The sequence below is a fragment of the Streptomyces sp. NPDC059816 genome, from assembly GCF_042732055.1.
GTDB lineage: Bacteria > Actinomycetota > Actinomycetes > Streptomycetales > Streptomycetaceae > Streptomyces.
In genome coordinates this window covers 198,818-217,395 of sequence record NZ_JBHWIQ010000009.1, presented here as the reverse complement: position 1 = coordinate 217,395, position 18,578 = coordinate 198,818, and the positions used below count along the sequence as shown (strand labels likewise).

Sequence of the window (18,578 nt, the reverse complement as noted above, 5' to 3'; positions counted from 1 at the left end):
CTTACTCTCCTTGAAGTGTGGGGACGACCATCGGCGTAGCTGTCACCGGGTCGGGGACGATGACGCTCGGTAGGTCGAACACGTCCTTGATCAGCACGGCGTCCACGATGTCCGCGGGGTCGCCCTCGGCGACCACCCGGCCGTCCTTCATGGCCACCAGGTGGTCGGCGAACCGACACGCCTGGTTGATGTCGTGCAGGACGGCGATCACCGTGCGGCCCTCGTCACGCAACTTGGCCAGGAGGCCGAGTAGTTGGTACTGGTGGGTGATGTCGAGGAACGAGGTGGGTTCGTCGAGCAGCAGATAGGGGGTCTGCTGGGCGAGCACCATCGCCATCCACACCCGTTGTCGTTGGCCGCCAGACAGCTCGTGCACGAGCCGGTCGCCCAGGTCCGCGACGCCGGCGGCGGCCATCGCCTCGGTGACGGCTTCCTGGTCCTTCGGTGACCACACCGCCAGGAGCGATTGGTGGGGGAACCTGCCGCGTCCCACCAGCTGTCTGACCTTAATGTCCTCGGGGGCGAGGGGGTCCTGCGGCAGGAAGCCGAGCTGTTTGGCCAGGGCCTTGTTGCCGTAGTCGCCGACCTCCCGGCCGTCGAGTTGCACGTGTCCGGTGTGGGGGCGCAGCAGTCGTACGAACGCGCGCAACAGGGTTGATTTCCCGCAGGCGTTGGGGCCCACGATGGCGGTGAACGCGCCGTCGGGGACGTCGAGGCTCAGCCGTGTGGACACCACCCGGTCTCCGTAGCGCAGGGTGATCTCCCGCGCGGTCAGGCGTGCGTTCACGCTCGCCTCACTTCCTTGGTCAGCAGCCAGATCAGGTAGCAGCCGCCGATCGCGGTGCTCACCACGCCGACGGGCAGCGCGACGGGCGCCAGCAGCATCTGGGCGAGCAGATCGGCGCCTTGGAGCAGCACGGCTCCGGTCAGTGCGGCCGGGAGCAGGGGTACGCCGGGGGCGCCGGCGAGCCTGCGGCCGATCTGCGGGGCGGCGAGGGCGATGAAGGCGATCGGTCCGGCCACTGCGGTCACCGTGGCGGTGCAGCCGACGCCGACCAGCACCATGAGCAGGCGCAGTCGGTCGAGGCCGACGCCGGTGGTGACCGCGATGGAGTCGCCGAGCGACGCCTGGTGCATGGAGTGGGCCTGTGCGGCCATCACGACCAGCAGCGCGGCGATCACCGAGAACGGTATCCACAGGTCGTCCCAGCCGACGCCGTTGAGGGAGCCGGCGCTCCAGCCGACCGCGGCGATCGCCACTTCGAGTTCAGCGCGCAGCACGATCCACGAGTTGATCGCGGTCACCATCGCGTTGACGGCGATGCCGATGACCACCAGTCGCAGTCCGGAGAAGCCCCGGTCGAACGAGAGCAGGTAGATCAGGGCCGCGACGATCAGTCCGCCGGCCACCGAGCCGACGGCCAACTGGGCGGAGGTGCCGGACAGTACGGTGATGGCGACCAGGGCGCCGGTGTACGCGCCGGCGTCGAGGCCGATCACGTCCGGGCTGCCCATCGGGTTGCGGGTGAGGTTCTGGAAGATCGCTCCGGCCACCCCGAGCGCGGCGCCGAAGACCAGCCCGGCCAGTACCCGTGGCAGACGCCATTCCAGGATGACCACGGAGTGCTCCGCGCCGGTGAGCGCGGCGAACACTTCACCGGGCGACGACCAGGACGCGCCGTAGCACAGTCCGAGCAGGCCGAGGCCCAGCAGCAGGACGGTCATCACCACGCCGAGGACGACGGTACGGGGTTCGGCCCGTACTCCGGTGAGCGCGCTCACAGCGATCCCGCCCCGTAGCGGCGCACGGCCCAGATCAGCATGGGGCCGCCGAGGAACGCGGTGACGATGGCGACCGGCACCTCGCCGGTGGGCAGTAGGACCCGGGAGCCCATGTCGGCGATCAGCAGCAGGATCGGTCCGAGCACCATGGTGTGCAGCATCAGCCAGGGCACCGAGCCCGCAGCGAGCCGGCGGACCAGGTGCGGCACGATCAGCCCGACGAAGAGGATCGGGCCGGCGACCGCGGTGGCCGCTCCGCTGAGCACGGTGATCAGCACCAGGACGGCGCCCCGGACCCGGTTCACTCCGGCGCCCAGGGTGTGGGCGACGGTCTCCCCCAGGGTCAGGGCGTTGAGCGACCGGCTGAGCAGCAGCGCGCCCACCAGGGACGCGCCGATCGCGGTCAACGGGAGGGCCAGCGATGCCTGTTCGCGGGCCGCGAGCGATCCGACGGACCAGAAGCGGTAGACGTCGAAGACGTCCGGGAGCATCAGCCGCATGCCCAGGGCGACGCCGCTGAGCACCGCCGTCACCGCCACGCCGGTGAGCACCATGCGCAGCGGTGAACGACGGCCGACGGCGGCGACCAGCAGGGCCGCGAGCACCGAACCGATGATCGCGAAGCCCAGCTCGCCGGCCTGCCCCCCGGCCCAGCCGAGGGCCGAGCCGAGGGTGATGGCGAATCCGGCGCCCGCGGTGACCCCGAGGATGCCGGGCTCGGCCAGTGGGTTGCGGGCCAGCGTCTGGATCAGGGCGCCGGCCACCGCGAGCGCGGCGCCCACCGCGACGGCGAGCAGCGCGCGGGGTGCCCGGACGTCCCGGACGATCACGTGGTCGTCGGTGCCCCGGAAGTCCACCAGGGCCCGGACGACCTCGGCGGGCGGGACCGAGCGGGCGCCGACGCCGATGCTGAGCACGGCGATCGCCAGCAGCAGCACCAGCCCGCCGACGAGGATGCCGACCTGCGGCACGGCCCGCCTGGTTCCCTCCTGCCGTGACGCGTGGCCTGCGACGGTCACTGGTCCAGCAGCGGCGCGAACGCCTTGTCGATCGCGTCCAGGGTCTGCACGCCCTGGCCGTAGGTGGCGGCCTCGGTGTAGCGGAACGCGAAGGTCTTGCCGGCCTTCACCGCGGGCAGGTTCTTCCACAGCTTCGAGTCCATGACGTACTTCACGGGCTCGGGGACGGTGCCGTCGGCCTGGACCGAGTAGGTGATGGCGTCGGCCTCACCGAGCGACTCGGGGAGTTCCTCGATGGACGGGTACTCGCTGACCGACTGCGAGCCGGGGCCGGCCTTCTTGACCTTGCCGTAGTACGTCGCGCCGATGTCCTCCGCGATGTTGGAGCCCCAGGAGCGGCCGAACTCGCGGTGGAAGTTGCCCTTGGCGACCTCGCCGTAGGCGCCGACGTGGCCCAGCTTGAGCTTGGGCAGGACCGCCTCGTACTTCTTGGCGATCTCGCCGGCCTTGGTCTCGTAGGCGGCCTTCACGCTGTCGAACTGCTTGAGCGCTCCGGCGGCGTCGGCCTGCTTGTGGGAGAGTTCGCGCCAGGCGGAGGGCACGGTCGGGCCGATCGCGACGACGGGGGCGATGGACTCCAGCCGCTTGACGTCGATGTCACCGAGCACCGGGGCCGGCACGCCGATGACGATCAGGTCGGGGTCGGCTTCGGCGATGGCCTCGTAGTTGGTCTCGGCGGCCTGCTCGCCGGCCACCTTGGTGAGCTTCTTGTAGGCGGCCAGGTCCTTCTCGTTCATCATCGGCTCGCCGCGCTTCCACGACGAGATCCCGACCAGCGGTGCGCCGGCCTCGATCAGGACGGGCACGGCGTAGCCGGTGGCCACGACGCGCTTCGGGTCCGCCGGGATGGTGATCTTGCCGTTGTCGGCGGTGAAGACCCGGGTCTTGTCCTTCGCGTCCGAACCCTTCTCGTCGTCGGACGAGCCGCATCCGGTGAGGGCCAGGCTCAGGGCCAAGGCGCCGGCCAGACCCGACGATCTGCGCACGAACATGCATAACTCCTTGAGATGAGGTGGAACTCGCCTCGTGTGAGGCGTCGTTGAGGGGACGGCCGGGTGGGGTGGGATGCCCGTGCCGGTGCGTCCGGCCGGTCTGCCGGAGGTCAGTGGTCGTCGTCGAAGTCGGCGACGCCGCGTTTCCAGTAGCCGGTGATGTCGTGATCGGCCTTCGCCAACTGCAACGCGTCTCGGGCCCAGCGGCGCAGGGGTTTGACCTGCCCCGCTTCCCCCGCCGCCCACAGGTACACGCGCTCGCCCTCGGGCACGGTCACCGCGGTCACGGCCCGCTCCAGGGCGTCGCCGGTGCCCGCGGGGCGCTCGCCCCGGTGCAGCCAGTGCACGTCGATCCCTTCGGGCGCGGACAGCTCGATCTCCTCGCCGGCGTCGGTGACCTCGATGAACGCCCAGCCGCGTGCGGTGCGGGGCAGTTCTTCCAGCCAGCGGGCGATGGCGGGCAGCGCGGTGATGTCGCCGGCGAGCAGGTAGCGGTCGTAGGTGTGCGGCACGATCAGCCCGCCGGGCGGTCCCGCGACGTGGACGAGGGCACCCGGCTCGACCGCGCACGCCCAGTCGGAGGCGAGGCCGTGTGCGTGCGGGGCGATGTCGATGTCGATCTCGCCCGCGGACGGGTCGAAGCGGCGCACCGTGTACTCGCGCGAGGTGGGCGCCGGGCGCGGCCACTTGAGCATCATGCCGTTCACCTCGGGCAGCCTGAGCGAGCCGTCCGCCTCCGGGAAGATCAGTTTGACGTGTTCGTCCGGTGCATGGGCCTCGAAGCCCTCGACGCCCGCTCCGCCCAGGGTCACGCGCAGCAGGCCGGTGCCGACCATCGCGGTGCGCACGACCTCGATCTCCCGGACCCGGATCGGATAGCCCACCTTCTCGGCTCCGCGGCCCGCCCGGACCTCGGCGATCCGTTCCAGGTGGCGGTGCCGGTGGTCGACCCGGGTCATGCGGCGTGGCCGGTCAGGAGCGCCGTCCAGTGGCCCAGTTCGGCGCGTTCGGCCAGGTCGGGGAACTCCAGGGTGGTCGCCCCGGCATCGCGCCAGCGCTCCACCAGGACCATGATCCGCATCGAGTCCAGGCCGTAGTTGACGAGGTCTTCCTCGGGTGCGATCTCGGCGGGGTCGCAGCCCAGCAGCTCCGCGACGTCGGCGCGGACCCGCTCGGGTGACAAGGGCTGGTTCATCGGGTGGCTCCTGCGGGAATCGGTGCGGACGACGCAAACGGAGTGGACGGAGGGGACGGGGCCAAGGACGCATCGGCCGTCAGGGGCAGCGCGTACGGTCGGATCTCGGGCGGGGACACGCTCCTCACTCCTTCCGCGCGAGGGCGGCCAGCGCCGCCCGCAGCTCACGCTTGCTGGTCTTGCCGACGCCGGTCACCGGGAACTGTTCGACGACCTGGACCAGATCGGGCACCTTGTACGCGGCGATCCCGCGTTCGCGCACGAAGGTGCGCAGCTCCAGCCCGGTGGGCACGACGTCCGTGGCGGGCACGACGTAGGCGCAGATCCGCTCGCCGAGGTAGGGGTCGGGCACGGCGACCACGGCGGCGTCGAGCACGCTCGGGTGGGCCATCAGATGGTCCTCGACCTCCTCGGCCGCGACCTTCTCCCCGCCCCGGTTGATCTGCTCCTTGGCCCGCCCCACGACTTCCAGTTGTCCCGAGGGGCTGCGCCGGACCAGGTCGCCGGTGCGGTAGAAGCCGTCCGTGGTGAACGCGGTGGCGTTGTGCTCGGCGGCCCGGTAGTAGCCGCGGATCGTGTAGGGGCCGCGGGTGAGCAGGGCCCCGGTCTCGCCGGGCGCCACGTCGACGTCGGTGTGCAGGTCGACGACGCGGATCTCGTCGTCGTCGGAGATGGGGCTGCCCTGGGTGCCCAGGACGACCTCCTCGGGGTCGTCCAAGCGCGTGTAGCAGACCAGCCCTTCGGCCATGCCGAAGACCTGTTGGAGCTGGCAGTCCAGTGCCGGGCCGATCCGTTCGGCGAGTTCGCGCCCGCACTTGGCCCCGCCGACCAGCAGGACTTCGAGGGAGGACAGGTCCCGGTCGGTGCGGGCCGCGGCCTGCACCCATGCGGCGGCCAGCGGGGGCACCACCCCGGTGATCGTGACCCCTTCGGACTCGATCAGCCGGAACGCGGTGTCGGCGTCCGGTCGCGGCGCCATGACCGTGGCGGCGCCCGCGTACAGCGCGCCGAGCACCCCCGGCGAGCTGAGCGGGAAGTTGTGCGCCACGGGCAGCGTGGCCAGGTAGACGCTGTCGGGGCGCAGGGCGCAGATCCGGGCGCTTTCGCGGACGCTGTAGAGGTAGTCGTCGTGGGTGCGCGGGATCAGCTTCGACAATCCGGTGCTCCCACCGGACAGTTGGAGGAACGCGACGCCCTGGGGGTCGGGGTCGGGCAGCTCCCGCGGCGCCGTCCGGGCGAGGTCGGTGAACTCGTCCGTTCCGAGCACCAACACCTGGCGCACGGAGTCCACTTGGGACGCGACGGTGCGGGCGGTCGCGGCGTGGTCGTGGCGCTCGTGTTCGCCGACGGTGATGATCGCGGCGGCTTCGCTGTGCGTCGCGAAGTGCAGCAGTTCGCTGCGGCGGTGCGCGGGCAGCGCGAACACCGGCAGTACGCCCGCGCGCCACATCCCGAACACCACCGGCAGGAACTCCGCGATGTTGGGCAGTTGGAGGACGACCCGGTCGCCGGGCGCCAGTCCGGTGTCGATCAGACCGGCCGCGATCCGGTGGGCCCGCTCGTCCAGTTCGGCGAAGGTCCAGCGACTCTCCCCGCCCACGACGGCGGTCCGGCCGGCGTGCTCGGTGGCCAGCGAGGAGAGCAGCGCCCCGAAGGTCTGCCCGCGCCAGTGCCCCGCGGCCCGGTAGCGCGCGGCGACCTCCGGCGGCCAGGCCACGTGGTCCACGGTCATGCCGCGTCCTCCAGTCCGAGTGCACGCAGCAGCGTGCCGAATTTGGCGCCCGTCTCGGCCAGTTCGGCGGCGGGGTCCGAGCCGGCGACGATCCCGGCCCCGGCGAACAGTCGCACCGTCCGGTCCCAGACCTCGGCGCTGCGGATCGTGACGGCCCACTCGCCGTCGCCGTCGTGACCCGTCCAGCCGACCATCCCGGCGTAGTAGCCGCGGTCCTGTGGCTCCAGGTCCGCGATGGCGGCGAGGGCTCCGGCCCCGGGCACCCCGCACACGGCGGGGGTCGGGTGCAGCGCCTCGGCCAACCCCAGTGCCGAGCTGGCGGGGCCGGTCGGATCGGCCAGCCGTCCGCTGATGCGCGTGGAGAGGTGCCACATGGTCGGCGTGCCGATCACCTCGGGCTCCGCGGGGACGTCCAGGTCCACGCAGAACCGCCCGAGCACCTCGGCCACCTGTGCGGCGGTGTGGGCGTGTTCGCCGAGGTCCTTGGTCGATGCGCGGAGTCGGGCGATCCGTTCGCGGTCCACGGCCTCGTCACCCGAACGGGGGGCCGAGCCGGCCAGCGGATTGGCCACCACGGTCGTGCCGCGGCGGGACACCAGCAGTTCGGGGCTGGCCCCGACCAGGGTGCGCGGGGCGGGGTCGCCGGGGGCGGTGACGTCGACCGCGAATCCGTACGCGGCCGGGTCCGCCCGTACCAGTCGGGCGAGTAGCGCGGGCACCCACACCGGGGCGTCCGCGGTCAGCTCCAGGGATCGGGCCAGGACGACCTTGTCCAGGTCACCGCGGCCTATCAACTCCAGTGCACGGCGCACTCCGTCGGCGTAGCGCGCGGCCTCGGGGCGCGGTGTCACCGTCCACGACGTGCCGGACTCCGCGTCCGGGGCGCGTACGCCTGCGGGGGCTTCGGCGCGCCGCACCACGGAGGGCACCACCAGGCCGGTCGTGGCCGACGGGCGGAATCCGACCGCCCCGGCGACGATGGGTTCGACCACCCCCGCAGCGGCGGCCGCGTCGAGCGCCTCGGCCGCGGCACGTGCGTGCCGCCCGTCCTCGGCCCGGACCCGGGCGTGTACGCCGTCGGCGAGCAGTGTTCCCCGGGAGGAGGAGAAGAACAGCGAGCCGGGCAGGTAGGCGGCCAGCAGGTCGGCCGCCCGGTACACGGGACTCGGGCGCACCAGCGCGGATATGGACACGTCAGCGATTCCTTCCTCAGGCGCGCGGGGTCGCGCCGCCGTCGACGAACACGTTCTGCGCAGTGGTGCACCGGATCCGGCCGGAAGCCGGCAGCGGCGCGGCGGCGTCAGTGATGCCGGCCGGCTCGGCGTTGCCGCCGGGCGTGATGCCCACCAGGAACTGTTCGGGGTTCCCGCGCTCACCTGCGCGAGGTCGTTCTCGTCCGACTGCGGTGGTCGCCGCATCGGGGTGTCGGTCGAGCCGGGACGTGCACGCCCGTACGGGGCCGGTCGGCGGACCGGTTCGCAGCGGACGTCGACAACACCGTGTGTGTGAAGGGGGGTTGCCGATCGGCTTCTTCCCGGCGGCCTCGCTCCGTGGCACCGGCCGCCCGCCTGCTGCCTCGGTGCCGAAGGGGGCGGCCCGGCCGTCGGGGCGTTTCACGGTATCCGCCGGATCGTCCGCGTCATGGGCGACGACGGCGTCAATTCCGCTGGAGGCTCTGGTGACCAGCACGATCGAGCCGGCTTTCCCCCCGTTCCGGGCAAGCATGTATCCCCCCCTCGTTCACTAAAGTAAGGCTAACCTAATCAGAGACGTCGACATGCGCAAGGCGAGCTCCGCCCCTCATGACTCCGTGACATATGACTGACCGTCATAACTCGCTGTGGTCAACGGGAGTAGCCCGGGAACGCCCGTGCGGGAGCACGGGTGGACGGCCGACGGGCGCTGATCCGGCTCATGGCGGCCGGAGCGCTCCCGGCCGCCATGGCCGCCGCTCATGCCCAACCCGAGGAGCCCGGTTCACCCTGCGGTACGACCTGGCCGTCCACCACGATGACCTGGTCGACCGCTCGATGCGCGAACTCGCCGGACCGCGTGCCTGCGCCCGACGCGGACGATGCGCCCACCTCACCCCGGACGGCGAAGGGCCCCGGACGCGATCGGCGGCAGGTGGTGGAGCTCGGCGCGGACGTGCTCTTCGTCATACGGGTCCACGGACGCGCTCCGACGCCGAGGCGTCGAGGTCGTACACCTCTCGATCTACGCCCCTCCCCGTCACCCGGGATGAGGGGCGCCCTCCGACGCCGGGGGGACGCCGCCGGGCGCCCGGTCGTCGGCGGACCGCACCGTGCCCCGGCCGGCGACCAGCGCCACGACCGTCTGGGCGGCGGCAGCGAGGCACACCAGGGCGAGTGGCGCGCGCCAGCCGGAACTGACGGTGTGCAGCAGTCCGAAGAGCACCGGCCCGACGGCGGCCAGCAGATAGCCGATCGACTGCGCCATCGCCGACAGCGCACCCGCCCCGCTCGCGTCCTGAGCACGCAGACCGAGGAACGCCAGTGCGAGCACGAGACAGGCTCCACCGCCCAGCCCGAGGACGACGCTCCACAACAACGCCCGACCCGGCGCCAGGAGGAGCCCGAGGTAGCCCAGGAGCAGGACCGCCGAGCAGCTCGCCGCCAGTGCGCGCTGGTCACGCGCCCACCGCAGCGCACCGGGCACCGCCAGGCTCGTCAGCAGCGCGACCGCCTGGAGCAGGAACAGTAGCCATCCCGCACGGGCCGCGCTGACGCCGTTGTCCTGGAGAAGCTCGGGCAACCACGTCACGACCACGTAGAAGCCCAGCGACTGGAGTCCCATGAACGCCGTGACCGCCCAGGCGAGCCCGGAGCCCCAGGGCAAGCGGTGCCCGCGGTTCGCCTGCGGAGCCGGCTGCGGAGCCCGCCGCATCTGAGGAAGCCACAGCAGCACGGCCACCAGCGCCAGTAGGACCCAGCCGCCCAACGCGGTGGACCAACCACCGGGGGCGACCACACTGATCGGCACCGCCACTCCGGACGCCACTGCGGCGACCCCGCCCATCACCGTGGCGTAGGCACCGGTCAGCAGCCCCACCCGGGTGGGAAAGTCGCGCTTGATGAGACTCGGCAGCAGCACGTTGCCCACGGCGATGCCCGACCCGATCAGCACGGAACCCGCGAACAGCGCGGTGGCCGTCGGCACCCACCGGACCGCGATCCCCAACGTCAGCACCACGAGCGCGCCCCCGAGGAGCCGCTCGGCACCCCATCGGGCGGCCAGTCGGGGCACCATCGGGGACAGCGCGGCGAACGCCAGCAACGGCAGCGCGTTCAGCAGGCCCGCCGCGGCGGGTACCAGACCCAGATCCCCCCGCACCCGGTCCAACAAGGGCCCGACACCGGTCAGGCTCGCCCGCAGGTTGGCCGCCACGACGAGCAGCCCCCACACCAACAACGCCTGCCCGGACCGCCGTGTCGACCTGTTCTCCATGCCCGTCATCGTCGGGCCGCACCGTGCCGGAGAACGAGGCCGTGCTGAGGCTGGCCCCCGAAAGGCCACCCTCGCACCGGGCGACCAGGCGGCCGGACCACCGTGGCCTCGACAGCGGGGCGGGTAACCTGGCCGCGTGGCAACGCCGTTGGGGGACTTCATCCGCGCCAAACGGGACAGCGTCCAGCCGGAATCCCTCGGGTTGCCGGGCCACGGCCGCCGCCGTTCGCCCGGTCTGCGCCGCTCGGACCTCGCCGCGCGGGCCGACATCAGCGTCGAGTACCTGGCCCGCATCGAACAGGGCCGCGACCGCAACCCGTCGCCGCCGATCATCGACGCACTCGCCGACGCGCTCCGTCTCGACCCCGCGGAGCGCACGCATCTGCGGTACGTGGCGAAGATCACCGGTGATGTGTGCTCGGTCCGCATCAGTCCCGTGCCGCCGCCCAGACACGTGCGACCGTCCGTCTTGCGGACGCTCCGCCTCCTCGAACCCGGCATCGCCATCGTGACCAACCGGCTGGGCGACGTGCTCGCCCGCACCAGCGGCTACCAGTCGACCACCAGCGGGACGGGGCTGCTCGACGCCGCACGTCCCAACCTCAACCACTACCTGTTCACCGACCCCCGCGCCCGGAAGTTCTTCGTCGACTGGGACGACGTCGCGGACGAGCAGACCTTCGACCTGTGGCGGGCGCCGTCCCTGGAGAACCTGGAGTGGCTCACCGGAGAGCTCGCCCCCGTCGCCGGGCCCGACTTCACCGGCCGGCTGCACCGCCATGTGGTGCCACCACGTGGCGTCCTACGGCTGGACCACCCGACGGGGCACCGGCTCCGGCTGCTCCGCGAGACGCTCGAACTGCCCGGGGACGACCAGCAACTCGTCGTCTTCCTCCCCGCGGACGACCCGACGGCCGAAGCCGTCGACCGACTCGCGGGGAACCGGTGACAAGGGCGCGCATGCCTGCGCCACCCGGGCGACCGACCGGGAGCGGAAACTCCGTACGCTACGTCGTTGGCGTTGTGCCGGGCCGAGTCCGACGCAATGGGAACGGCGATGTGCCTCGCGCAACTGGGTCTCGCCCGCATCCACCGCAAGGAAGTCTCCGCAGCGGAGGAGCTGCTCCTGGAAGCCGCGTCGATGTCGGAGGTGAACGGCGAGCAGTGGCGTCTCTCCTACATCCACTGGTGCATCGGCCTGCTGCACCTGGAGCAGGGCGCCGGTGCTGGCGCGCGGTTCGGGGCACCGCACCGTCAGGACCCGTGCCGCCTGATCCAGTGGGCGCGGCGCTGACGACGCACCGGGGGCACTGCCGGGGAGGGCGCTCCGGGATGCGGGAGGTCGGCGTCGGCCGGTGGCACGGTGTGGCCCGGCTCCGGGGGTGGGCCGTCCGTCGGCGGGTGCAGCCCTTCCGTCGAGTAGTTCGTCGTGGCGATGCTCTCCACGAGTTGCTGTTCCGTGTAGTTCTCGGAGCCCGGGACGTGCGGGACGAAGCCGATGAGAACCCCTTGGTCGACGATCTCCGCGTCCAGCCCGGCCGCTCCGTCGACGTCCCAGAGCGCTTCGATCCCGCTGTCGAGGACCACGCGGATGCCGAACTCGTAGACCCCTGCTTCCACGAGATGGGCCATCACGCCACGGGCACGCAGTGACTCCACCATGCGGCGGGCACGTTCCGCGTCCATCCTGGGGCGCACCTCCTACGCTGCCGGGCACCCGGCTGCGGCTCGTCTTCGACGGTACTCCGCCCCGGCCCGGTCGGCGCCCCCGGGCAAGGGCGGAGTACGGCATCCGGGGGTGCGGTGCGCGATCTAACGGGCGAGGCGGCCCATCAGCGCCGAGGCGCAGCAGATGCCGGCGAGCGCCGCGAGGAACAGCACACCGAAGTCGAGCGGCAGGTGGGCCGGGGTGCCGATGAGGAGGCCGCGGAGCGCGTCGACCTCGTAGCTCAGCGGGTTGGCCCGGCTGACCGCTTGGAGCCAGCCGGGCATCAGCGCGATGGGGTAGAGCGCGTTCGAGGCGAAGAAGAGCGGCATCGTGATCGCCTGGCCTATGCCCATCAAGCGGTCCCGGGTGAGCACGATGCCGGCGATGCTCATCGACAGGCAGGCGAAGAACGCCGATCCCAGCACCACCACCAGGGCCGTGCCCGCCAGGCGCAGGGGGTTCCAGGTGAGCGCCACGCCGAGGGCAGCGGCGATCAGGATCACCACCAGGGCTTGGACGAGTGCCTTCACCCCGGCGGCGAACGCCTTGCCGGTGACCAGGGCGGCCCGCGGGGTGGGGGTGACGAGGAGCTTGTTGAGCACGCCCGCGTCGCGTTCCCAGATGATCTGGATGCCGTAGAAGATGGCGATGAACATGGCGGACTGGGCGATGATCCCCGGTGCCAGGAAGTCCAGGTAGGGGATGCTCCCGGTGGGGATCGCATGGATCCGGGTGAAGGTCTCGCCGAAGATCAGCAGCCAGAGCGCGGGCTGTATCGCCCTGGTGTACAGCTCGGTGCGGTCGTGGCGGAGCTTTTGCAGTTCCACCGTGCACATGGCGACCACCCGGGCGGGTAGCACGGTCCAGCCGGTGCGTACCCGGGTGGGCCGGACGGGGCGGGGGTTCGGTTCAGCCGAGGCGGGACGCCGTACGACGGGTGCTGCGCACATCGCGGAATTCGCCTCCCGTGCGGTCGTCGAGACCGGTGTCGGCGTAGTGGCGGAAGACGTCCTCCAGGGTGGCGGAGTGTTCCGCCGGCGCCAGCCGGTCCAGTCGGGACTTCAGGTGGTCCGGGGTGCCGAGTGCGCGGATCGCGCCCCGGTGCATCAGGGCGAGGCGGTCGCAGTACTGGTCGGCCTCGTCCATGTAGTGGGTGGTGACGAGTACGGTCATTCCGGTGGCCGTGCGCACCTCGTTCAGCCGCTCCCAGACGCTGGTCCGGCCGATCGGGTCGAGGCCGATGGTCGGTTCGTCCAGGATGAGCAGCCCGGGCGAACTGACCAGTGCCTGTGCGAGTTCCAGGCGGCGGACCATCCCGCCGGAGTACGTGCTCGCCATCCGGTCGGCCACGTCGTCGAGTCCGACGGCGTCGAGGGCCCGGGCGACCCGGTCGGTGCGTTCTCGGCGCGGCACGTCGTACACCCGGGCGAAGAGCGTGACGTTCTCGCGTCCGGTGAGGCCCGCGTCGGCGGAGAGTTGCTGGGGGACGTAGCCGATCAGCCGCCGCACGGCCATCTTCGCCCGGGTCACGTCGTGCCCGAAGACCCGGATCATCCCGGCCGGAACGGGGAGCAGGGTGGTGATCGCCCTGATCGTGGTGGTCTTGCCGGCGCCGTTGGGGCCGAGCAGTCCGAAGACCTCACCGGCGGCGACGGTGAAGTCCACGTCGTCCACGGCACGGGTGGCACCGAAGCGGTAGACGAGTCCGGTGCAGTCGATGGCGTTGTCGGTCATGGCCGGGTCACTTCCCTGGGTGCGTCTCCTCGTGGAGTTGCGCGGCGAGTCTGCGCAGCGCCGGCACGGCGGCGGCCAGGGCGTCGCGGTCCTGGGACGGGAGCCGCTGCCACTGCTCCCGGTAGATGCCGGCCCGTCGGTCGTCCCAGTCCCGTAGCCGTCGGGCGGCCCGCGGGGTGACGCGGAGCAGCGCCGCCCGGCGGTCCTGCGGATCGGGTTCCCTCGCCAGCAGGCCCTGGCCGGTGAGGTGTCGGACCAGGGTCGAGACCGAGTTGCCGGCGAGCCGTAGTTCCCGTGCCGCCGCTGACACCCGGATGCCGGGGTTCGACTGGACCAGTCGCAACAGTTCGGCCTGGGCCGCCGGTAGGGGCGGGTCCACGAGGCCGCCGCGGAGCTTGCGGCGCGTCAGCCGGTTCACACCGACCAGCAGCTCCCCCAGCTCCTCCGCAGGCCCCATGTCGGACATATTTCCATATTACCTCTTGGTGAGAGGTAATCGGGTGATCGCTACCCGGCCGCTGGCCGGAGGGTGCCGCACGGTCGCGCCGGGCCCCACCGCTCCGGGTCTCGTTCGACCTACGCGAACACGGCCTCCGCCCGGTCCCGCGCTTCGACCTCTGAAGCACGGGCCCAGGACGAAGGCCGTGACGGACCGAGTCCGCACTACCACGACGCCCGCAAGGGAGCGTTCATGGTGGTGTCACACCGTCTGGAAGCCGTGTCAGTTCGTCTGGCGGCGACCGCGGCCGAAGTACAGGGCGCCCCCGGCGAACATGACGGCGCCCGCCCCCCAGGCCAAGGCTCCGGCCATCGGGGAGCCGGTGGACTGCGCTTCGGCGGAGACCGGTGCGGGAGCCTGCTCGTCCCCGCCGTGGCCCGCGTGGCTGACGGTCGAACGCGAAGCGCCCGCGTCGATCTTCGCCTCGCTGGGAGCCTTGGCCGCGGACGAACCCCCGCCGCCGAAGACGACGTCCGAGCATCCGTAGAACGCCTCGGGGCTGTCGTGGCGCTGCCAGACCTTGTAGACGATGTGACGGCCCGTACGGGCGGGGAGGGCGCCGGTGAACTTGTAGTAGCCGTTGTCGCTGGCGCGCGGCGTGGCGTACTTGCCCACCGGGGTCGGGTCCAGGTCCGACCACTTCAGCGGCTTCGTCGGGTCGAAGCCCGGCTTGGTGATGTACATCGTCATCGTGCCCAGGTGCGCCGCGGTGATCCGCACGTTGAAGTTGTAGGAACCCGCGGTCACCGCCGTGGCGGGCCAGTCGGTGCGGGCCCAGTCCAGGGCGCGGTACTTCACACGGTTGGCGGAACAGAGCTTCCCGTCGGGAATGATCTCCTGGTGCTTCCCGTTGGCATTGGCGATGTTCACCTCGTTCCAGTCGTAGAGCGGCTGGGACCCCGAGTCGGCGAGGAGGTCCTTGCAGACCTTGGACTTCGGCGTCTCCGGACCTTCGGCGAAGCAGGCACTCACCCTGCTGACCGGACCGAAGACGGAGCCGTGCGCGCTCGCGGGTGAGGGCGCCAGGGAGACGAAGGTCGCGGCGGACACGACCACCGAGGCGGCGGCGAGGCGGCGGCGGGTGGCAGACATAGTGGCTCACTCTCGTACGTGTAGGGGACGTCGGGAGGGTCGTGACAACACCGGCCCATACGTGGGGTGTTGGGACGGCGATCTGCACCGAGGATCGCATTGGTACATACCAATAGCAAGGGGTTTCGCGCGGGCCGCCGCAGAAAGGATTCTTCGCTACCCAGAGTCATCACGGCCGGGGCGACGATGGTGTCGGCGGCGTGATGCCCCAAGCCCCGGCGGCCGGCCGGTCGGTCTCCGCGCCGCTCCGATACGTTACGCCAACCACCTTCATCATCAGCCCTGTTCGCGTCCCGACCTGCGCAAACACGTCCGCGAAGGTGGTACGCGGGCGCGGAACGAACCCCGGCGAGTTCCCGTCTGCGCACCCGGACCGACCCTTGACCCATCGTGTTCCGTCACACGAAAACGCACCGCCCGGGAACCGTAGCGGGGTGCACAACGACTACTGCCTGTGGCGGGCATTGTGGACCGGAGAGGATCGGCGGGGGAACGGGCCGATACGGAGTCCCCGTCCGCGCGTTGCCGTCACTCCCCGTGGTCCCCCTTCGACGGGCGGAACGCCCCTCCGTCCCGCTCTCCCCGGGCCGAGATGGTCGCCCACAGGTCGCCTGCGCGTCCGCCGTCCGGGGCGACCGCCCCCACCACGCCCCGGCGGCCCGGCGTTCTCGGCCTTCTCGACCACGGCGGCCACGGCGGCCACGGCGGTTGTCCCCGGTGCACATCCCTGCCCGCGCTCCCCCGTGCCCGCGCGGCGCATTGACGGCTCCCTGATGCTTGCCGCCCCCGCCTTGACGGGCGCTTGACGTCCGCTCCGGCGCGCTGTCAGGGGGCCGTCAATTCCTTGGCAGGTCAACGGTTTCGGCCCCACCACCTGGCCTAGATTCCCCCTCGGTCGCTACCGGACCGCGCGCGAGTGGCAGGACGGCAGTCGGCGCGCCCGCGCGACCGGGCACGTGGCGGCGTCCTCCCGTTCGCCTTCCCCGTGCGGTCGTACGGTCTCCCCGGCTCCCTCCGGTGACCGCACGACGAAACGGCTCCCATCGCCCCGTGCCGCTCGTCCGGCCCCGGTGGCTGTTCTTCCCGTCGGAAGGTCCTCGCCATGTCTCCAGCCACCCGTCAGCAGGCTCCGGTCACGTCCCGGCCCCCCGGGGGTGCAGGCGGTCACCGACGGGCGGCCCGACGCAGGGGGACGAGCGGTCTGTTCGATCCCGCGCAGTTGTTGACGTCGTTCCCCGCCGCCCTGCGCAAGCTGCACCCGCGGGCCCTGGCCAGGAACCCGGTGCTGTTCGTCGTCGCCGCCGGGTCGGTCCTCACCACCCTGTCCGCCCTGGTCCACCCCTCCGTCTTCGCCTGGGTGATCAGCGTCTGGCTGTGGCTGACCGTGATCTTCGCCAATCTCGCGGAGGCCGTCGCGGAAGGCCGGGGAAAGGCCCAGGCCGAGTCCCTGCGCCGGGCGCGCACGAACACCGTCGCGGTGCGGCTGCGCGACAACTGGCGCATCGGCACGCACCTCTCCTCCGCGGAGGTGGAGACCGTCTCGGCCACCGCTCTCCAACCCTTCGACTTCGTCCTCGTCGCGGCCGGTCAACCGATCCCGGCGGACGGCGAGGTCGTGGACGGCGTCGCGGCGGTCGACGAATCGGCCGTCACGGGCGAATCCGCACCCGTCATCCGGGAGTCGGGCGGTGACCGCTCCGGCGTCACCGGCGGAACCACCGTGCTCTCCGACCGCATCGTCGTACGCGTCACCTCGCGCCCCGGGCACTCCTTCATCGACCGGATGATCGCCCTCGTCGAAGGCGCCTCCCGGCAGAAGACCCCGAACGAACTCGCGCTCAACATTCTGCTCGCCGCCCTGACGACCGTGTTCGTCCTCGTGGTCCTCGCCCTTCAGCCGATGGCCGCCTACGCGGGTGCCGACCAGTCCACGACGGTCCTCGTCGCGCTGCTGGTCACACTGATCCCGACGACCATCGGAGCGCTGCTCTCCGCCATCGGCATCGCCGGCATGGACCGACTCGTGCAGCGCAACGTCCTCGCCATGTCGGGCCGGGCCGTCGAGGCGGCGGGCGACATCAGCACCCTGCTGCTCGACAAGACGGGCACCATCACCCTCGGCAACCGCGAGGCAGCCGGCTTCGTCACCCTGCCCGGTGTGGACGAACCGTCCCTCGCCAGGGCGGCCCAGCTGGCCTCACTGGCCGACGAGACCCCAGAAGGGCGGTCGGTCGTCGTCCTCGCCCAGCGGCAGCACGGGATGCAGGAACCCGTCGCGGGGGAACTGGGCCGGGCCCGGTTCATCCGGTTCAGCGCGCAGACCAGGATGAGCGGAGTCGACCTCTGGTCGGGCGACGACGCCGTACACCGCATCCGCAAGGGCGCGGCGACCGAGGTGATCAAGTGGGTGCGGGTACGGGGCGGCACGGTCCCCGCCGAGGCGGGTTGGTCCTCCGACTCCATCGCCGCGTCCGGCGGCACCCCCCTGCTGGTCGCCGTGGACGACGGGAACGGACCACGCGTCCTCGGGGCCGTCCATCTGAAGGACGTGGTGAAGGACGGCATCCGGGAGCGGTTCGCGGAACTGCGCGCCATGGGCATCCGTACGGTCATGATCACTGGTGACAACCCGCTGACCGCGCGGGCCATCGCGAACGAAGCGGGTGTCGACGACTTCCTGGCGGAGGCCACCCCCGAGGACAAGCTCGCCCTCATCCACAGGGAACAGGAGGGCGGCAGGCTCGTGGCGATGACCGGCGACGGCACCAATGACGCCCCCGCCCTCGCCCAGGCGGACGTGGGCGTCGCGATGAACACCGGCACCTCCGCCGCCAAGGAGGCCGGGAACATGGTCGACCTCGACTCCAACCCGACCAAACTCATCGAGATCGTCGAAATCGGCAAGCAACTCCTCATCACCCGGGGCGCCCTCACCACCTTCTCCATCACCAACGACGTCGCCAAGTACTTCGCGATCATCCCCGCGATGTTCACCGGCACCCATCCCGGTCTGGAGACCCTCAACATCATGGGCCTGCACAGCCCCACGTCCGCGATCACCTCGGCGATCATCTTCAACGCCCTGATCATCGTCGTACTGATTCCGCTCGCCCTGCGGGGCGTGCGGTACACCCCGGCCTCGGCTCACGACCTGCTGCTCCGCAATCTGACCATCTACGGTCTCGGCGGCCTCGTCCTCCCCTTCGTCGGCATCAAGCTGATCGACCTGGTGGTCTCCACGATTCCCGGTCTGGGCTGAACAGCAGCCCCTCCGGCACGGACCGGTGCCCAACTCGCGCCGGTCACCGCGGACTTCTCCGTCACGTTCAACTCGTACCGCAGGGAAAGCCCCGAGCC

18 protein-coding genes are annotated in these 18,578 nt (G+C 71.4%); 3 read left to right on the top strand and 15 right to left on the bottom strand.

Features of this window, described 5'->3' with window-relative positions; all coding sequences use genetic code 11:
• Position 1: 1 nt before the first annotated feature.
• The 10 genes from ACFV88_RS14970 to ACFV88_RS14925 all read right to left on the bottom strand — a co-directional run bounded on the left by ACFV88_RS14970 (position 2) and on the right by ACFV88_RS14925 (position 10,188).
• Positions 2-787, bottom strand: coding sequence for an ABC transporter ATP-binding protein (locus tag ACFV88_RS14970; protein WP_385490547.1), 786 nt, complete (start codon positions 785-787; stop codon positions 2-4).
• Positions 784-1,725: a FecCD family ABC transporter permease gene (locus ACFV88_RS14965; protein ID WP_385490627.1), complete on the bottom strand. Its 942-nt coding sequence runs from the start codon at positions 1,723-1,725 to the stop codon at positions 784-786. Before ACFV88_RS14965 ends, ACFV88_RS14970 begins: the two co-directional genes overlap by 4 nt.
• 53 nt (positions 1,726-1,778) lie before the next feature.
• Complete coding sequence (locus tag ACFV88_RS14960; protein ID WP_385490545.1) at positions 1,779-2,801, bottom strand: FecCD family ABC transporter permease; 1,023 nt, start codon at positions 2,799-2,801, stop codon at positions 1,779-1,781.
• Complete coding sequence (locus ACFV88_RS14955; RefSeq protein WP_385490542.1) at positions 2,798-3,793, bottom strand: ABC transporter substrate-binding protein; 996 nt, start codon at positions 3,791-3,793, stop codon at positions 2,798-2,800. Before ACFV88_RS14955 ends, ACFV88_RS14960 begins: the two co-directional genes overlap by 4 nt.
• A gap of 110 nt (positions 3,794-3,903) precedes the next feature.
• Positions 3,904-4,752, bottom strand: coding sequence for a siderophore-interacting protein (locus ACFV88_RS14950; RefSeq protein ID WP_385490540.1), 849 nt, complete (start codon positions 4,750-4,752; stop codon positions 3,904-3,906).
• A complete protein-coding gene (locus tag ACFV88_RS14945) occupies positions 4,749-4,988 on the bottom strand; it encodes a phosphopantetheine-binding protein (RefSeq protein ID WP_385490539.1) in 240 nt (79 codons plus the stop codon). The genes ACFV88_RS14950 and ACFV88_RS14945 overlap by 4 nt, the downstream gene beginning before the upstream one ends.
• 124 nt (positions 4,989-5,112) lie before the next feature.
• Positions 5,113-6,720 (bottom strand): (2,3-dihydroxybenzoyl)adenylate synthase, encoded by a 1,608-nt coding sequence (locus ACFV88_RS14940; RefSeq protein WP_385490537.1) that lies wholly within the window; start codon positions 6,718-6,720, stop codon positions 5,113-5,115.
• Positions 6,717-7,913: an isochorismate synthase gene (locus tag ACFV88_RS14935; RefSeq protein WP_385490536.1), complete on the bottom strand. Its 1,197-nt coding sequence runs from the start codon at positions 7,911-7,913 to the stop codon at positions 6,717-6,719. The genes ACFV88_RS14940 and ACFV88_RS14935 overlap by 4 nt, the downstream gene beginning before the upstream one ends.
• Positions 7,914-7,929: 16 nt before the next feature.
• Positions 7,930-8,067 (bottom strand): hypothetical protein, encoded by a 138-nt coding sequence (locus ACFV88_RS14930; protein ID WP_385490534.1) that lies wholly within the window; start codon positions 8,065-8,067, stop codon positions 7,930-7,932.
• A gap of 885 nt (positions 8,068-8,952) precedes the next feature.
• A complete protein-coding gene (locus tag ACFV88_RS14925; RefSeq protein WP_385490531.1) occupies positions 8,953-10,188 on the bottom strand; it encodes an MFS transporter in 1,236 nt (411 codons plus the stop codon).
• A 136-nt stretch (positions 10,189-10,324) separates the two neighbouring features.
• Between ACFV88_RS14925 and ACFV88_RS14920 the strand changes: the two genes are divergently transcribed.
• Entirely contained in the window at positions 10,325-11,137 is an 813-nt protein-coding gene (locus ACFV88_RS14920; RefSeq protein ID WP_385490528.1) for a helix-turn-helix domain-containing protein, read from the top strand.
• 66 nt (positions 11,138-11,203) lie between these two features.
• Complete coding sequence (locus ACFV88_RS14915) at positions 11,204-11,482, top strand: hypothetical protein (RefSeq protein WP_385490525.1); 279 nt, start codon at positions 11,204-11,206, stop codon at positions 11,480-11,482.
• Here ACFV88_RS14915 and ACFV88_RS14910 read toward each other — a convergent pair.
• The 5 genes from ACFV88_RS14910 to ACFV88_RS14890 form a co-directional block, all read right to left on the bottom strand.
• Positions 11,443-11,874 carry a hypothetical protein gene (locus tag ACFV88_RS14910; protein ID WP_385490522.1) on the bottom strand — a complete coding sequence of 144 codons (432 nt, stop codon included), beginning with the start codon at positions 11,872-11,874 and terminating at the stop codon, positions 11,443-11,445. The two genes, ACFV88_RS14915 and ACFV88_RS14910, sit on opposite strands and share 40 nt — an antisense overlap.
• Positions 11,875-12,000: 126 nt before the next feature.
• The gene (locus ACFV88_RS14905; RefSeq protein ID WP_385490520.1) at positions 12,001-12,846 is read right to left on the bottom strand and encodes an ABC transporter permease; all 846 of its coding nucleotides are present in this window, start codon (positions 12,844-12,846) and stop codon (positions 12,001-12,003) included.
• Complete coding sequence (locus tag ACFV88_RS14900; RefSeq protein WP_385490518.1) at positions 12,806-13,630, bottom strand: ABC transporter ATP-binding protein; 825 nt, start codon at positions 13,628-13,630, stop codon at positions 12,806-12,808. The genes ACFV88_RS14905 and ACFV88_RS14900 overlap by 41 nt, the downstream gene beginning before the upstream one ends.
• 7 nt (positions 13,631-13,637) lie before the next feature.
• Positions 13,638-14,096 carry a MarR family winged helix-turn-helix transcriptional regulator gene (locus ACFV88_RS14895; RefSeq protein ID WP_385490515.1) on the bottom strand — a complete coding sequence of 153 codons (459 nt, stop codon included), beginning with the start codon at positions 14,094-14,096 and terminating at the stop codon, positions 13,638-13,640.
• Between the two features lie 255 nt (positions 14,097-14,351).
• Positions 14,352-15,221 (bottom strand): lytic polysaccharide monooxygenase, encoded by an 870-nt coding sequence (locus tag ACFV88_RS14890; RefSeq protein WP_385490513.1) that lies wholly within the window; start codon positions 15,219-15,221, stop codon positions 14,352-14,354.
• A 1,102-nt stretch (positions 15,222-16,323) separates the two neighbouring features.
• Here ACFV88_RS14890 and kdpB point away from each other — a divergent pair.
• Complete coding sequence (gene kdpB, locus ACFV88_RS14885; protein ID WP_385490510.1) at positions 16,324-18,480, top strand: potassium-transporting ATPase subunit KdpB; 2,157 nt, start codon at positions 16,324-16,326, stop codon at positions 18,478-18,480.
• Positions 18,481-18,578 lie beyond the last annotated feature (98 nt).

What these genes read in the sequence shown, in the direction of transcription:
- ACFV88_RS14965 (WP_385490627.1), bottom strand. Translation starts at nt 1,725, where the DNA reads ATGACCGTCCTGCTGCTGGGCCTCGGCCTGCTCGGACTGTGCTACGGC.
- ACFV88_RS14955 (WP_385490542.1), bottom strand. Translation starts at nt 3,793, where the DNA reads ATGTTCGTGCGCAGATCGTCGGGTCTGGCCGGCGCCTTGGCCCTGAGC.
- ACFV88_RS14950 (WP_385490540.1), bottom strand. Translation starts at nt 4,752, where the DNA reads ATGACCCGGGTCGACCACCGGCACCGCCACCTGGAACGGATCGCCGAG.
- ACFV88_RS14945 (WP_385490539.1), bottom strand. Translation starts at nt 4,988, where the DNA reads ATGAACCAGCCCTTGTCACCCGAGCGGGTCCGCGCCGACGTCGCGGAG.
- ACFV88_RS14940 (WP_385490537.1), bottom strand. Translation starts at nt 6,720, where the DNA reads ATGACCGTGGACCACGTGGCCTGGCCGCCGGAGGTCGCCGCGCGCTAC.
- ACFV88_RS14925 (WP_385490531.1), bottom strand. Translation starts at nt 10,188, where the DNA reads ATGGAGAACAGGTCGACACGGCGGTCCGGGCAGGCGTTGTTGGTGTGG.
- ACFV88_RS14910 (WP_385490522.1), bottom strand. Translation starts at nt 11,874, where the DNA reads ATGGACGCGGAACGTGCCCGCCGCATGGTGGAGTCACTGCGTGCCCGT.
- ACFV88_RS14905 (WP_385490520.1), bottom strand. Translation starts at nt 12,846, where the DNA reads ATGTGCGCAGCACCCGTCGTACGGCGTCCCGCCTCGGCTGAACCGAAC.
- ACFV88_RS14900 (WP_385490518.1), bottom strand. Translation starts at nt 13,630, where the DNA reads ATGACCGACAACGCCATCGACTGCACCGGACTCGTCTACCGCTTCGGT.
- ACFV88_RS14895 (WP_385490515.1), bottom strand. Translation starts at nt 14,096, where the DNA reads ATGTCCGACATGGGGCCTGCGGAGGAGCTGGGGGAGCTGCTGGTCGGT.
- ACFV88_RS14890 (WP_385490513.1), bottom strand. Translation starts at nt 15,221, where the DNA reads ATGTCTGCCACCCGCCGCCGCCTCGCCGCCGCCTCGGTGGTCGTGTCC.
- kdpB (WP_385490510.1), top strand. Translation starts at nt 16,324, where the DNA reads ATGTCTCCAGCCACCCGTCAGCAGGCTCCGGTCACGTCCCGGCCCCCC.